Annotated in this window: 12 protein-coding genes; 9 read left to right on the top strand and 3 right to left on the bottom strand. The window is 58.6% G+C overall.

What is annotated here, in order from left to right:
* Positions 1–99 precede the first annotated feature (99 nt).
* The 5 genes from CKW19_RS23940 to CKW19_RS23920 all read left to right on the top strand — a co-directional run bounded on the left by CKW19_RS23940 (position 100) and on the right by CKW19_RS23920 (position 7838).
* Positions 100–396 (top strand): pyrroloquinoline quinone biosynthesis protein PqqE, encoded by a 297-nt coding sequence (locus tag CKW19_RS23940; RefSeq protein WP_095060378.1) that lies wholly within the window; start codon positions 100–102, stop codon positions 394–396.
* 276 nt (positions 397–672) lie between these two features.
* Entirely contained in the window at positions 673–2478 is a 1806-nt protein-coding gene (locus CKW19_RS23935; protein WP_095060377.1) for a phenylacyl-CoA dehydrogenase, read from the top strand.
* Positions 2479–2676: 198 nt separating this feature from the next.
* Complete coding sequence (locus CKW19_RS23930) at positions 2677–3966, top strand: GGDEF domain-containing protein (RefSeq protein WP_095060376.1); 1290 nt, start codon at positions 2677–2679, stop codon at positions 3964–3966.
* Positions 3967–4051: 85 nt separating this feature from the next.
* Positions 4052–5848, top strand: a complete 1797-nt coding sequence (locus CKW19_RS23925) for an acyl-CoA dehydrogenase C-terminal domain-containing protein (RefSeq protein ID WP_095060375.1) — start codon at positions 4052–4054, stop codon at positions 5846–5848.
* Between the two features lie 211 nt (positions 5849–6059).
* Positions 6060–7838, top strand: a complete 1779-nt coding sequence (locus CKW19_RS23920; RefSeq protein ID WP_095060374.1) for an acyl-CoA dehydrogenase C-terminal domain-containing protein — start codon at positions 6060–6062, stop codon at positions 7836–7838.
* 228 nt (positions 7839–8066) lie between these two features.
* On the opposite strand, the gene CKW19_RS23915 is transcribed toward CKW19_RS23920, so the two are convergent.
* On the bottom strand, positions 8067–8996 hold the full coding sequence (locus tag CKW19_RS23915) for a LysR family transcriptional regulator (protein WP_095060373.1): 930 nt from the start codon (positions 8994–8996) through the stop codon (positions 8067–8069).
* A 169-nt stretch (positions 8997–9165) separates the two neighbouring features.
* Between CKW19_RS23915 and CKW19_RS23910 the strand changes: the two genes are divergently transcribed.
* From CKW19_RS23910 to CKW19_RS23895, 4 genes are all read left to right on the top strand, one after another.
* Positions 9166–10371 carry an aspartate aminotransferase family protein gene (locus tag CKW19_RS23910; protein WP_095060372.1) on the top strand — a complete coding sequence of 402 codons (1206 nt, stop codon included), beginning with the start codon at positions 9166–9168 and terminating at the stop codon, positions 10369–10371.
* A gap of 252 nt (positions 10372–10623) precedes the next feature.
* Positions 10624–10980 (top strand): type II toxin-antitoxin system RelE/ParE family toxin, encoded by a 357-nt coding sequence (locus CKW19_RS23905; RefSeq protein WP_095060371.1) that lies wholly within the window; start codon positions 10624–10626, stop codon positions 10978–10980.
* Positions 10973–11293, top strand: a complete 321-nt coding sequence (locus tag CKW19_RS23900; RefSeq protein ID WP_095060370.1) for a DNA-binding transcriptional regulator — start codon at positions 10973–10975, stop codon at positions 11291–11293. The genes CKW19_RS23905 and CKW19_RS23900 overlap by 8 nt, the downstream gene beginning before the upstream one ends.
* Before the next feature lie 84 nt (positions 11294–11377).
* Complete coding sequence (locus CKW19_RS23895; protein ID WP_003228885.1) at positions 11378–11536, top strand: YqaE/Pmp3 family membrane protein; 159 nt, start codon at positions 11378–11380, stop codon at positions 11534–11536.
* A 156-nt stretch (positions 11537–11692) separates the two neighbouring features.
* On the opposite strand, the gene CKW19_RS23890 is transcribed toward CKW19_RS23895, so the two are convergent.
* Positions 11693–13519 carry a S9 family peptidase gene (locus CKW19_RS23890; protein ID WP_095060369.1) on the bottom strand — a complete coding sequence of 609 codons (1827 nt, stop codon included), beginning with the start codon at positions 13517–13519 and terminating at the stop codon, positions 11693–11695.
* Entirely contained in the window at positions 13485–14621 is a 1137-nt protein-coding gene (gene pqqE, locus CKW19_RS23885; RefSeq protein ID WP_371856309.1) for a pyrroloquinoline quinone biosynthesis protein PqqE, read from the bottom strand. The genes CKW19_RS23890 and pqqE overlap by 35 nt, the downstream gene beginning before the upstream one ends.
* Positions 14622–14623 lie beyond the last annotated feature (2 nt).

Genomic DNA, 14623 nt, shown 5'->3' with positions numbered 1-14623 from the left:
TATGGCAAGGCACTATGCCATTAGTGTTTTTGACGGGCCTTTTTTTCACAGGTCTGCTTCAATGCCCACTGTTGATCCTTTGCAAGGACGAGTTCTCCCATGGAAATCTCAGGAAACACCGCTTTTTATGCCGGTCTGAGCACTATTCAGACAGGGCTGAATCGCGTCGATCAGGCTGCCGGGCAGATCGCCAACACAACCCTTGAGCGTTCGGTCACCAGCCAGTCTTCCGAGGCGCAGGTTGATCGCCTGCGTTCGGTTGATCTCAGTCAGCAATCGGACCTCGCCAGTAATGTCGTCGAAATGTCCCAAGGAAAGTTTCAGGTCGAACTGGGCGCTAAAATCGCCAAGGCGTCCGATGAAGTGCAGGGAACGTTGATCGACACCTTTGCTTGATGCCTCTCTGAGTCCGCCCCCTCAACGCCGCGCCTGTTCGCGGCGTTTTTCTGCGTAAGTCCTTCTTCCTCAACTAATCTTTTTTAATCGACGGATCGCTTTTCAGCGCTGTCGCGTCGTTGCGTGGCTGTGTGTTTTGAGGGTCGATGACGAACGGCAAAAGATCGATGCTTGACAAGAATTCGGCGTAAACGTATGTTTCAAACAACTGTTTGATCGCTACAACAAATCAACGCGGTCGTTCATTCCCGGTTACATCAGCAGAGGTTTATCGCTATGCCTGACTACAAGGCCCCCTTGCGTGATATTCGCTTCGTTCGTGACGAGCTGCTCGGCTACGAAGCGCACTATCAGAGCCTTCCGGCGTGTGCAGACGCAACACCGGACATGGTTGACGCCATTCTCGAAGAAGGCGCCAAGTTTTGTGAGCAGGTACTGGCTCCGCTGAACCGTGTGGGCGACCTTGAAGGCTGCACCTGGAGCGAGTCCGGCGTTAAGACCCCGACTGGCTTCAAAGAAGCGTACAAGCAATTCGTAGAAGGCGGCTGGCCAAGCCTGGCTCACGATGTTGAGCACGGCGGCCAAGGCCTGCCGGAGTCCCTGGGTCTGGCGATCAGCGAAATGGTCGGCGAGTCGAACTGGTCGTGGGGCATGTACCCAGGCCTGTCGCACGGCGCGATGAACACCATCTCCGAGCACGGCACCCCTGAGCAGCAAGAGGCCTACCTGACCAAGCTGGTTTCCGGCGAGTGGACCGGCACCATGTGCCTGACCGAGCCGCACTGCGGCACCGACCTGGGCATGCTGCGCACCAAGGCTGAACCTCAGGCCGACGGTTCCTACAAAGTCTCCGGCACCAAGATCTTCATCTCGGCCGGTGAACACGACATGGCCGATAACATCGTCCACATCGTACTGGCTCGCCTGCCGGATGCACCGGCTGGCACCAAAGGCATTTCGCTGTTCATCGTGCCGAAGTTCATGCCGAACGCCGATGGTTCGGTTGGCGCACGTAACGCTGTGTCTTGCGGTTCCCTGGAACACAAGATGGGCATCCACGGCAACGCCACTTGCGTGATGAACTTTGATGGCGCGACCGGTTTCCTGATCGGTCCGGCGAACAAAGGCCTGAACTGCATGTTCACCTTCATGAACACCGCACGTCTGGGTACCGCGCTGCAAGGTCTGGCCCACGCCGAAATCGGTTTCCAGGGCGGCTTGAAGTACGCTCGCGACCGTCTGCAAATGCGTTCGCTGACTGGCCCGAAAGCGCCGGACAAAGCCGCTGACCCAATCATCGTGCACCCTGACGTACGCCGCATGCTGTTGACCATGAAGGCATTCGCCGAAGGCAACCGTGCGATGGTTTACTTCACTGCCAAGCAAGTCGACATCGTCAAGTACGGCGTGGACGAAGAAGAGAAGAAGAAAGCCGACGCGCTGCTGGCGTTCATGACGCCAATCGCCAAAGCCTTCATGACCGAAGTCGGTTTCGAGTCGGCCAACCACGGCGTGCAGATCTACGGCGGCCACGGCTTCATCGCCGAGTGGGGCATGGAGCAGAACGTTCGCGACAGCCGCATTTCGATGCTGTACGAAGGCACCACCGGTATCCAGGCACTCGACCTGCTGGGCCGTAAAGTGCTGATGACTCAAGGCGAGGCTCTGAAAAGCTTCACCAAGATCGTCCACAAGTTCTGCCAGACCAACGAAGGCAACGAAGCGGTTCAAGAGTTCGTCGCACCGCTGGCTGCACTGAACAAAGAGTGGGGCGAGCTGACCATGAAGGTCGGTATGGCTGCCATGAAAGATCGCGAAGAAGTCGGCGCGGCCTCCGTGGACTACCTGATGTACTCCGGTTACGCCTGCCTGGCCTACTTCTGGGCTGACATGGCACGCCTGGCTGCCGAGAAACTGGCTGCCGGCACCGCGGACGAAGCGTTCTACACGGCCAAGCTGCAGACCGCGCGCTTCTACTTCCAGCGCATCCTGCCGCGTACCCGTTCTCACGTTGTAACCATGCTGTCGGGCGCCAACAACCTGATGGACATGAAAGAAGAGCACTTCGACCTGGGCTACTAAGGCCTGGTGAAGCACTCCAAAAAGCCGCTGTTCCTTAGGGATCAGCGGCTTTTTTGCTTTAAAGATGGTCGGTGAAATTGAAGCGGGCGACACCCTTTTAAAAAATACCTCAGTAATTCACTCAGCAACTCGGGGTTTCTGCCGTTACAGTGGTGGGCACAATGCCATCTCCTGAATAGACGGGTCGGAGCTCTACCCTTGCTGCGTTCTTCCGCTGTACGTTTCAGTCATTTCCTACCGTCATTACTGCTTCTGTTGGCGGGGCTCGCGGCTGCATACGTTAAGGATCTCAACGTTTTCTTCACGTCGCTGTTCAACGTCCTGCCGACTCTGGTTTTACTGCTCGGCGGTGCTTATTGCGCGGTTTACCGACGCCAGCGTGAGCTGTTTCTGATGGTCACGGTGTACATCGCCTACTTCCTGCTCGACACCCAGACCGACTATTACCGCGACAACGGCAAGGTGCGCGATGACGCCGCCGTGGTCTTTCATTTGTGTTGTCTGCTGCTGCCGTTGCTGTTTGGCATTTTCGCCGCGTGGCAGGAGCGCACGCATCTGTTCCAGGACATGGTGGCGCGTTTTGCCGTGTTGCTGGCGGTGGGCAGCGTGGCGTTGGCGCTTGAGCAAAGTTATCCCCATGCGTTGCTGATCTGGCTCTCGGAGATTCGCTGGCCCGCATTGCACGGTGCCTGGATGAGCTTGATCCAGTTGTCTTATCCGGTGTTCATCGCCGCATTTTTATTGCTGGCTTATCAGTACTGGCGCAACCCACGCCCCTTGCATGCCGCGCAATTGGTGGGCCTGCTCGGGTTGTTCTGGATGCTGCCGAAAACCTTCATCCTGCCGTTCACCCTGAACATCATGTGCAGCCAGGTGATGTTGATGATCGCCGCCGCCGTCGCCCACGAAGCCTATCAAATGGCCTTCCGCGACGAGCTGACCGGGTTGCCGGGCCGTCGCGCGCTGAACGAGCGCATGCAGCGGTTGGGTCGCAACTACGTGTTGGCCATGAGCGACGTCGACCACTTCAAGAAATTCAACGACACCCACGGTCACGACGTCGGTGACCAGGTGCTGCGGTTGGTGGCCAGCAAGTTGTCGAAAATCGGCGGCGGCGGTAAGGCATATCGTTACGGCGGTGAGGAATTTGCCCTGGTGTTTGCAGGCAAGACCCTCGAAGAGTGCATGCCGCATCTTGAAGTCATCCGCGAGTCCATCGCCACTTACAACATTCAACTGCGCAATCCGGACAGGCCACAGGACGACCATCAGGGTCGGCAACGTCGTGCCGGTGCCGGCGCTTCGAGCGTGTCGGTAACGGTCAGCATCGGCGTCGCCGAACGCATCGAGCAGCGCACCCCGGAAGAAGTGCTCAAGTCCGCTGACCAGGCGCTCTACAGCGCCAAGGGTGCGGGGCGAAACTGCGTGATGGCGTTCGGTCAGAACCGCCGTGGCGCCGTGCGTATGGAAGCCGCTACGGTTGAGTGATGATGGCGCATTCAGCGTCTGGACTGTGATTGTGAGGCGGGGTCGACGGCAGTAGGTTGGAGCAATCTGCTGACGGAGAATGACCATGCCCGACTACAAAGCTCCCTTGCGCGATATGCGCTTTTTGATCGATCACGTCTTCGATTTCCACGGCAACTACGCCGCGCTGGGGGCGACCGACGCCAGTCCGGACATGGTCAATGCGATCCTCGAAGAAGGGGCGAAATTCTGCGAGAACGTCCTCTCGCCGCTCAACCGCAGTGGTGATGAAGAAGGCTGCCATTTCGACAACGGCGTGGTCACGACGCCCGCAGGGTTCAAGCAGGCTTTTGCACAATATGTTGAGGGCGGCTGGCATGGGCTGGCGGCGGATCCGGTCTACGGCGGCCAGGGTTTGCCAAGCTCGCTGGGGCTGGTCATCAGCGAAATGGTCGGTTCCAGCAACACCTCTTGGGGCATGTACCCGGGCCTGACCCACGGCGCCATGTCGGCCATTCACGCCCATGGCACCGAAGCGCAAAAAGATACTTACCTGAGCAAGCTCACCGCGGGCCAATGGACCGGCACCATGTGCCTGACCGAAGCCCATTGCGGTACCGACCTGGGCATCATCAAGACCCGCGCCGTACCTTCTGCCGATGGCAGTTATGCGATCACCGGCAGCAAGATTTTCATCTCTGCCGGCGAGCACGACATGAGCGACAACATCATTCATCTGGTGCTGGCAAAGTTGCCGGATGCGCCAGCCGGGACCAAGGGCATTTCGCTGTTTATCGTGCCCAAGTTCTTGCCCGATGCAGCGGGTGAAGCGGGCGAGCGCAATGGTGTGTCTTGCGGTTCGATCGAACACAAAATGGGCATCAAGGCCTCGGCTACCTGCGTGCTGAATTTCGACGGTGCCAAGGGCTTCCTGATCGGCGAGGCGAACAAGGGCCTGAACTGCATGTTCACCATGATGAACCACGCACGCCTGGGCACTGGCATGCAGGGGTTGTGTCTGGGCGAAGCGAGTTTCCAGGGAGCGATCAAGTACGCCAACGACCGCTTGCAGATGCGTTCGCTGACCGGCCCGAAAGCCCCGGAAAAAGTCGCTGACCCGATCATCGTGCATCCCGATGTGCGACGGATGTTGCTGACCATGAAGGCCTTCAACGAGGGCAATCGGGCGCTGACGTATTTCACTGCACAATTGCTCGACGTGGCGCACTTGAGCCCGGATGCAGCCGCGCGCCAGGACGCAGAAGACCTGTTGGCCTTCCTCACGCCGATCTGCAAAGCCTTCATGACCGACACGGGCCTGGAAGTCACCAACCACGGCATGCAGGTGTTTGGCGGCCACGGGTTCATTCGCGAATGGGGCATGGAACAGTTGGTTCGCGACTGCCGGATCGCGCCGATCTACGAAGGCACCAACGGCATTCAGGCGCTGGATCTGCTCGGTCGTAAAGTCCTTGGCAGCCAAGGCAAATTGTTGCGGGGCTTTACCAAAATCGTCCATAAATTCTGTGAGGCAAATGCCGAGCATCCGCAACTGGCCCGTTATGTGGCACAGCTCAAAGGGTTGAACCAGCAGTGGGGCGAGTTGACCGCTCAGGTCGGTATGGCCGCGATGAAAAACCCCGACGAAGTCGGTGCCGCGTCGGTGGATTACCTGATGTACAGCGGTTACATCATCCTCGGCTATCTATGGTTACGGATGGCGCTGGTCGCTCAGGCGCAGCTCGATAACGGCACAGGTGATGCCGATTTCTGCCGGGGCAAACTCGCCACCAGCGAGTTCTACTTCAAGCGCTTGTTGCCGCGAACCGCCGCTCATCGGGCAGCCATCGAGGCGGGCAGCGATTGCCTGATGCAACTGCCGGCGGAGTTGTTCGCGCTTTAATTGGTTTTCAATCCTTAGACGATCGCAGCCTTCGGCAACTCCTACCTTAATTGGCGTAGGAGCTCGGGGAGGCTGCGATCTTTTGCGTGACTAAAAATAACAAAAACGTCACAGGCTGACCCTATGTGTCGCAAAAGTTGTTGGGGTACACTCCGACCCAACGAAAATCATCTTCCTACGAATCACCTGTATAGATCTTGCGAGGTTTGCCATGGCTGACTACAAAGCGCCCCTGCGCGATATGCGCTTCGTCCTCAATGAAGTTTTCGAGGTCGCCAAACTCTGGGCCGAACTGCCTGCGCTGGCCGAGACCATCGATGCAGAAACCGTCGAGGCGATCCTGGAAGAAGCGGGCAAGGTCACCAGCAAAAGCATTGCGCCATTGAGCCGTGCGGCTGACGAAGAAGGTTGCCATTGGGCGGACGGTGCCGTCACCACGCCGGCAGGTTTCCCACAGGCTTATCAGACTTACGCTGAAGGCGGCTGGGTTGGTGTGGGGGGTGATCCGGCTTACGGCGGCATGGGCATGCCCAAAGCCGTTTCGGCCCAGGTCGAAGAAATGGTCAACTCCGCGAGCCTGTCGTTCGGTCTGTACCCGATGCTGACGGCCGGCGCTTGCCTGTCGATCAATGCTCACGCCAGCGAAGAGCTGAAGGCGGCGTACCTGCCGAACATGTACGCCGGCGTCTGGGCTGGCTCGATGTGCCTGACCGAGCCGCATGCCGGTACCGACCTGGGGATCATCCGCACCAAGGCTGAGCCTCAGGCCGACGGTTCCTACAAGGTCAGCGGCACCAAGATATTCATCACCGGTGGCGAACACGACCTGACCGAAAACATCATTCACCTAGTGCTGGCCAAACTGCCGGACGCACCGGCGGGTCCGAAAGGCATTTCGCTGTTCCTGGTGCCGAAGTTCATGGTCAATGCCGATGGCAGCCTGGGCGCACGCAACCCGGCCAACTGCGGTTCGATTGAACACAAGATGGGCATCCAGGCCTCCGCGACCTGCGTGATGAACTTCGATGAAGCCGTGGGTTACCTGGTCGGCGAGCCAAACAAAGGCCTGGCGGCGATGTTCACCATGATGAACTACGAGCGTCTGGGCGTCGGTATCCAGGGCCTTGCCACTGGCGAGCGCTCGTACCAGAACGCTGTTGAATACGCCCGTGATCGCCTGCAAAGCCGTTCGCCAACCGGCGCGCAGAACAAGGACAAAGTGGCTGACCCGATCATCGTCCACCCGGACGTGCGTCGCATGCTGCTGACCATGAAAGCCTCGAACGAAGGCGGTCGTGCGTTTTCCACTTACGTGGCCATGCAACTGGACACCGCCAAGTTCAGCGAAGACGCGACCACCCGCAAACGCGCCGAAGATCTGGTGGCTTTGCTGACCCCGGTGGCCAAAGCGTTCCTGACCGACCTCGGCCTGGAAACCACCGTGCACGGCCAACAGGTTTTCGGCGGTCATGGTTACATTCGTGAGTGGGGCCAGGAGCAACTGGTTCGTGATGTGCGCATCACCCAAATCTACGAAGGCACCAACGGTATTCAGGCGCTGGACCTGGTCGGGCGCAAAATCGTGGGTAGCGGCGGCGCGTTCTATAACCTGTTCGCTGACGAGATTCGCCATTTCACGGCCACTGCCAGCGCCGATCTGGTTGAGTTCACCAAGCCATTGAACGACGCGGTGACCACCCTCGACGAATTGACCGCCTGGTTGCTGGACCGTGCAAAAGCCAACCCGAACGAAATCGGCGCGGCGTCGGTCGAGTATCTGCAAGCGTTTGGCTACGTTGCTTACGCTTACATGTGGGCGCTGATGGCCAAAGCCGCGTTCGGCAAGGAAGCGCAGGATGATTTCTACGCAAGCAAACTGGGCACCGCGCGGTTTTACTTCGCCCGTCTGCTGCCGCGGATTCACTCGCTGAGCGCTTCGGTCAAGTCGGGGAGCGAGTCACTGTTCCTGCTGGACGCCAAACAGTTCTGACAACGCAACGCCATGTAAGCATTCGCTTACATGGCGTGCTGCTGTTCTCCCATAGAAGCAAATTGGATCCACAGCTAATCTACTTCTCATGGACGTAGCGCAGGAAGCGCAAAAGCAACAACACGGACACGTAGGATTCCGCCAGGACGGTGGAGCGAAATGGATGTCAGGGAAACAGTCTGCAAAGCCCCGCTTCGGCGGGGTTTTCTTTTGCCTGCAGAAAAGTGCTCAGTCCAATCCGTCCATGACTTGCGGGCTGTTCAAGCGCTCGTGCGGGCCGTTTATCACTTCTTCCAGCAACGTGCGCAACAAGCTCAACGAAGCCTGTTGGCGTTGCACATCCCGACACACCAATCCGACTTTCAATGGCACGCGTGGCTCGCTCAGGGGTTTCCAGAGCAGTTCTTGATTGCCATGGGTCTTTTGCGAACGTCCTGGCAGCACCGTCGCCAATCGCGTGTGCGGCAGGCTGTCGAGTATCCCGGCCATGTTGTTCAATTCGGCTTGTACCTGTGGGCGTCGTCCCAGGCTCGCCAATTGCGCCTGCCAGATCTGGCGTATCTGGAACTCTTCCCCGAGCAGCAACATGGGCAATTCGGCGGCCTGGCTCATGGAGACCTTCTTGAATTCGCGCAGCGGATGGTCGGCGGGGATGACAAGGGTCAGTTCATCTTCGTACAGCATCACGCCATGCAGGCCCGGCTGACGCGGCGGCAGGTAGCTGATGCCGATGTCCAGCGAGCCATTGAGCAGGCGGCGTTCGATCTCCAGCCCGGTCAGCTCATAGATCTGAACTACGAGGTGTGGCTGCGCCTTGCGCACTCGTTCAAGCATCTGCGGCACAAGACTGGTGTGGACCGTCTGCAATACGCCAATCGCCAAGGTGCGCAGCGCTTGTCCCTTGAAGTTACCCAGCGCTTCACGCGCCCGTTGCAGGCCATCGAGCAAAGGCTGCGCGTGGTTGTACAGCGTGTGGGCGGCGAGGGTTGGCAACAGGCGTTTGCTGCTGCGCTCGAACAGGCTCACGTCGAGGTTCTGTTCGAGGTGACGGATCTGTTGGGACAGCGCCGGTTGTGAGATTGAAAGCCGCTCGGCGGCCCGGCCCACATGACCCTCTTCGTAGACCGCGACGAAATAACGCAGTTGTTTGAAATCCATAAGTAACACTTATCAAAAATGCTCGGAAATCGAAATGGCTCAACGCCTTGTCTGAGCCTAGTCTAACCGTATTCACAGGGCTTACAGGGCCAGAAAGCGAAATGGATACGGTGTGTTTCGATGGTATTTGCATAGGTAAGGCAAAAAACCTCCAGCGAGGTTTTCTCAGATGAATCTGTTCAAACTGCGTCGGCACATCCCCAGCCTTGATGATCTGGCGATGCACGCGCCCCTGCCATCCAAACGCGAACGGCCGCCGCAGGTTTTTGTCCGGGGCCAGGGTTCATGGTTATGGGACAGCGATGACCGCGCTTACCTGGATTTTTCCCAAGGGTGCGGCGCCAACACGCTCGGACATAGCCCATCGGTACTGGTCAATGCTATCGCCGCTCAAGCGCAATCGTTGATCAATCCCGGTTTCGATCTGCATAACCGCGGCATGCGCAATCTCACCGAACGACTGTGTGTCAGCACCGGCAGTGATCACGCCTGCTTGTTCAATTCAGGCAGCGAAGCCGGCGAGGCGGCGATCGAACTGGCGCGTAAATGGGGTCAAACACATCGCGGTGGTGCTTCGAGAATTATCGTGGCCAGCAATGATTGTCGTGGATTTGGTCTGGCGACGACTGCGGCGTCGGTCAGCCATGTCCCGTTCAATGACCTTCCTGCATTGCACGCGGCGGTGGATGAGCGAACCGTGGCAATTATGCTCGAACCGGTCCAGAGCGATGCTGGCGTCATTCCCGCCGCCGCGTATTACCTCAAAGGCGTCGAGCGGCTCTGTCGAGAGCTCGGCATTCTGTTGATCCTCGACGAAGTGCAATCCGGTGTCGGTCGCTGCGGCACTTTACTTGCCGAACAGTCCTACGGCGTCAAGGCGGATATCGTCGTGCTCGGCGAAGGATTGGGCGGTGGCGTGCCATTGGCTGCGTTGCTGGCGCGGGAAAAGGTGTGCTGTTTCGAAACGGGCGAGATGACCGCCACTCATCATCATGGCAATGCATTGATGGCGTCAGTGGGCCTAACGGTGCTTGACGCCGTGCAAGACAAAGGCTTGCTCAAACACGTCGCAGAGACCGGTCAACACTTGCGCGAAGGATTAGGGCGTTTGTCCCACCGCTACGGCCATGGCGAACTGCGCGGTCAGGGGCTGCTCTGGGGGCTGACACTGTCTGACGACTCGGCTGATGCCGTAGTCAAGGCCGCACTGTATGAAGGCCTGCTACTCAATGCCCCGCAACCCGACTGCTTGCGCTTTACCCCCGCGCTGAATGTGAGCAACGCCAACATCGACGAAATGCTCCTGCGCCTGGCTCGCGCCTTCTCCCGCGTACGCACCGCGCAATTGCAGTGCCGCAAAGGGATTGCCGTCTGATCAGACCTGCCCTACACAAATTCCAGAACCGTCTCGCGGTATAACGCACGCCCCACGCCTGATTCTTTTGGCGTGGGGCGTTTTTTTGTGGCCGGGTTTTGCCAAAAGCATTTCGGCGCTTGTGCGAAGGGCAGATCACTGGTTTTTTAGAGGGAATCGGCAAGGAGTGCCGGTGCCAACGTAACTGTTTGGTTGCTGCGTTGGCTTTGATATCTATACCACTGAGTGGTATGTTTTGTGGAAGGGATGCCAATGTCACCCAGGTTGTTCAAGACAAAGCGTTTTGCAACGCAAGCCGCGAAAGCGTGGATTGGTGATGATGAGCTTCGGGAAGCGTTCACCGAAATGCTCAATGGTCAGGCTGACAATTTAGGCGGCGGAGTCTGGAAGAAGCGTTTGAATGCCAACCGCCATCGCTCGATTGTCCTGGCTAAGGGAAGTGGATACTGGATTTATCAGTTCCTGTATGCGAAGAGAGATCAGAGCAATATTAGTCAGGCCGAACTGATCGGATTTCGAAAAATGGCAAAAACCTACGAGGGTCTGACAGAAGTGCAAGTGGAGTACTTGCTCAATACCAAGGAGTTTGTGGAGATACCTAATGAGTAAGAAATTTAAGAGTGAAGTATTTGAATCAATCCACGAGTCCGCCAGTGCCTTGTACGCCATCGGCGCAATCAGCAAGGCAACCATGCGTGAGTTCGATGAGTCTTGCCTTGCAACGGTACCGGATGCGATCCCGGCGCAGGAGATCAAGGCATTGCGCGAGCGCAACAATGTCAGTCAGCCGGTGTTTGCACGCTACTTGAACACCAGCGCTTCGACCGTCAAGCAATGGGAGGCTGGGGATAAGCGCCCCAGTGGCATGGCGTTGAAGTTGCTGAGCATCGTGCAGAAACACGGTCTGGAGATACTGGCCTGAGCAATCGTGCTGAACCCTGACAAGCGGCACAGGTCGATTAGCTGTAGGGTGTGAACGAACCCACCCCCAATCAGGAGCTGCCCCATGGACTTCATTCGCATCATCATCGCCATTCTGTTACCGCCGCTGGGCGTGTTTCTGCAAGTAGGATTTGGCGGGGCGTTCTGGCTGAATATTCTGCTGACGCTGTGCGGCTACATTCCGGGGATCGTGCATGCGGTGTACATCATCGCCAAGCGTTGAGTCGAGTGTCGGCAGGTAGATTGCCTTCGCGAGCAGGTCGTATTGCCGCACCGTCACTCCCACACTCGATCGAGTTCTCCCAAAGGAACGCGATTAATTGTGGGAGCGAGCCTGCTCGCGATTGAGGCGCCACCGTGTCGGCAGTGAGCGTGGGCTTCAGCCCGCTGAGTCCATCATCCGCCGATAAAACAGCCACTCCTGTTCCAGCGCATGGGCCTGATTGCCGGCCTTGCGAAAGCCATGGCGTTCGTCGGCGTAGTAGTGCGCTTCGACCGGAACGCCGTTGTCCTGCAGGGCCTCGACCATGTCGCGGGTCTGCTGTGGCACAACCACGGCATCCAGTTCCCCTTGAAAGAAAATCACCGGTACGCGGATGTTGCCTGCGTGCAGTAACGGCGTTCGTGCGGCGTAGCGCTCGGCGTCCTGCTCTGGATCGCCGATCAGCCAATCCAGGTAGTCACCCTCGAACTTGTGGGTCGCACGGCCCAGCGCGACCGGGTCGCTGACCCCATAAAGGCTCGCCCCGGCCCGGAATACGTTGTGGAAAGCCAGAGCACACAGCGTGGTGTACCCGCCCGCGCTGCCTCCTCGAATGAACGCTTTATTGCCGTCAATCAATCCGCGTTCGGCGAGATGGCTGACCACAGCACACGCATCTTCGACATCGACCGCTCCCCAACTCAAATGCAATGCCTGGCGGTAAGCCCGGCCATAGCCGCTGCTGCCGCGATAGTTGAGGTCGGCCACGGCGAAGCCGCGTTGCGCCCAGTACTGAATGCGCGGATCGAGCATCGGGTAGCACGCCGACGTCGGGCCGCCGTGGATGAACACCACCAATGGCGGTTTCGCCTGGCCAGCCATCGCCGGATAGAAGAAACCGTGTGCCTCACCGGAACCGCTTGGATAACGCAGTGTTTGTGGCTGGCTGATCTGCTCGGCGGGCAGCGGCGCAACGCCGCCGGCCAGTACCTTTACTTGCCGGGACTGGCGATCGATTGCGATCACGGCGGTTGAACTGAGCGGCGAAGCGGCAATGCAGTAGATGAATTGTTCATCCAGCGCGAGATGGCGGAAGCGGCTGTAGTCCCCGGTGAAGTCTTCGCACGTGGCACCGCGAAGACCCAGTCGGCCGAAACCCTCTTCGGTCCAACTCGCCAGATAGTTAGCTTCGCCCAGCGGCAACCAAGTACATCCACCGAGTTGCCAAGGCGCGGGGCCATGGTCGGCGGCGGCACTTGGCAGAGGGCTCAGGCCATTTTCAGATGCCACCCACGGTTGCCAGTAACCGCCACGATCGGTCAGGCAAAACAAACGGCCGGAGTGATCAAATCTCGGTTGCTGCAGGGACTCCTGAAGGGTGTCTCCGGCCACGCATCGGGCCGGGCCAAAGCCACCGTCGTTCTGGCGTTCGGAAATCATCAAACGGGTCGCGGTCCAGGGTTGATCGGGGCGACTCCATTCGATCCAGGCCAGACGACGCGCGTCTGGACTGAGGGTCGGGGCGGCGTAGAAGTCAGCGCCTTCGGCCAACAAATGCCGCGTGCCGTCGACCAGATCAATGGCCACCAAACGGTGCTCATTACGGTTTTCCTCAACCGCCAGCACCTGGCCGTCGGCGAACTGCAGATCACCGTAGCGACATACGCCAGACGTAAGCACTTCGGGCGTTTCGCCCTGTATCGACTGACGATACAACTGCTGGTCAGCCTCGTTGACGAAAACGATCCCATCGTCCGTCAGACAAAACGCACCACCGCCATATTCGTAAACCCGGCTACGCACGCTGAACCCTGGCGGCGTCAGACATTTCGCCACGCCGTTACGCCAATGCCAGATCCGGCACGCGGCGTCTGCGGGGCGATACTCGTTCCAGAACAGGCCCTGTGGGCCGACCTGCAGTTCGGCAAAATCGATGCCGGCGGCGACAGCTTTGGCAGCGCTGATAGGCTCAGCTTTTGGCGATGAGGCGTGAGTTTCGTTCATTGCGAAAGGCCAGTTGTTCGATGGTCTGGGTGGCGTGCTCGGCTTCTTCGCGGGCTTTGAGGATCACGCCGTGATGTTCGGATTTGCTGCATACCGGGTCGGCGTTGCTCGCATCGCCGGTGAGCATGAAGGCCTGACAACGGCAGCCGCCGAAGTCTTTTTCTTTCTCGTCGCACGAGCGGCAAGGCTCGGGCATCCAGTCGTAACCACGGAAGCGGTTGAAGCCGAACGAGTCATACCAGATGTGCTGCATGCTGTGGTCGCGCACGTTGGGAAACTGCACCGGCATCTGTCGGGCACCGTGACAGGGCAGTGCGGTTCCGTCCGGTGTGACGGTCAGAAAAATACTGCCCCAGCCATTCATGCAGGCTTTCGGGCGTTCTTCATAGTAGTCCGGTGTAACGAAAATCAACTTGCACGGATGCCCTTCGGCTTCGAGCTTGGCGCGGTACTCGTTGGTGATGCGCTCGGCCCGCACCAGTTGTTCTTTGGTCGGCAATAGCCCGACGCGATTGAGCTGCGCCCAACCGTAAAACTGGCAAGTGGCGAGTTCGACGAAGTCCGCTTCAAGGGCGATGCACAGCTCGATGATGCGGTCGATCTTGTCGATGTTGTGCCGATGGGTGACGAAGTTCAGCACCATCGGGTAGCCGTGGGCTTTTACCGCCCGGGCCATTTCCAGTTTCTGCGCGAAGGCTTTTTTTGAGCCGGCCAGCAGGTTGTTCACCTGCTCGTCGCTGGCCTGGAAACTGATCTGGATGTGATCAAGCCCGGCTTTTTTGAAGTCGCTGATTTTCTGTTCGGTCAGGCCGATGCCGGAGGTGATCAGGTTGGTGTAGAAACCCAGCTTTCGGGCTTCAGCGATCAGCTCGGCGAGGTCTTGGCGCACCAGCGGCTCGCCACCGGAAAAACCCAGTTGCGCCGCGCCCATCTCCCGCGCTTCGCGGAATACCTTGATCCACTGTTCGGTGCTGAGCTCCTTGCCTTGCTCGGCGAAATCCAGCGGATTGGAGCAGTACGGGCATTGCAGCGGGCAGCGATAGGTCAGCTCGGCGAGCAACCAAAGCGGCAGGCCGATTTCCGGTTTGGGCGGTACTTGCACCG

This window comes from Pseudomonas sp. Irchel s3f7 (assembly GCF_900187615.1).
Lineage (GTDB): Bacteria > Pseudomonadota > Gammaproteobacteria > Pseudomonadales > Pseudomonadaceae > Aquipseudomonas.
Note: the sequence above shows the minus strand (reverse complement) of the source record. Positions and strands in the feature narration are given on the sequence as shown.

What these genes read in the sequence shown, in the direction of transcription:
- CKW19_RS23920 (WP_095060374.1), top strand. Translation starts at nt 6,060, where the DNA reads ATGGCTGACTACAAAGCGCCCCTGCGCGATATGCGCTTCGTCCTCAAT.
- CKW19_RS23895 (WP_003228885.1), top strand. Translation starts at nt 11,378, where the DNA reads ATGGACTTCATTCGCATCATCATCGCCATTCTGTTACCGCCGCTGGGC.
- CKW19_RS23890 (WP_095060369.1), bottom strand. Translation starts at nt 13,519, where the DNA reads ATGAACGAAACTCACGCCTCATCGCCAAAAGCTGAGCCTATCAGCGCT.
- CKW19_RS23905 (WP_095060371.1), top strand. Translation starts at nt 10,624, where the DNA reads ATGTCACCCAGGTTGTTCAAGACAAAGCGTTTTGCAACGCAAGCCGCG.
- CKW19_RS23940 (WP_095060378.1), top strand. Translation starts at nt 100, where the DNA reads ATGGAAATCTCAGGAAACACCGCTTTTTATGCCGGTCTGAGCACTATT.
- CKW19_RS23925 (WP_095060375.1), top strand. Translation starts at nt 4,052, where the DNA reads ATGCCCGACTACAAAGCTCCCTTGCGCGATATGCGCTTTTTGATCGAT.
- CKW19_RS23900 (WP_095060370.1), top strand. Translation starts at nt 10,973, where the DNA reads ATGAGTAAGAAATTTAAGAGTGAAGTATTTGAATCAATCCACGAGTCC.
- CKW19_RS23910 (WP_095060372.1), top strand. Translation starts at nt 9,166, where the DNA reads ATGAATCTGTTCAAACTGCGTCGGCACATCCCCAGCCTTGATGATCTG.
- CKW19_RS23915 (WP_095060373.1), bottom strand. Translation starts at nt 8,996, where the DNA reads ATGGATTTCAAACAACTGCGTTATTTCGTCGCGGTCTACGAAGAGGGT.
- CKW19_RS23935 (WP_095060377.1), top strand. Translation starts at nt 673, where the DNA reads ATGCCTGACTACAAGGCCCCCTTGCGTGATATTCGCTTCGTTCGTGAC.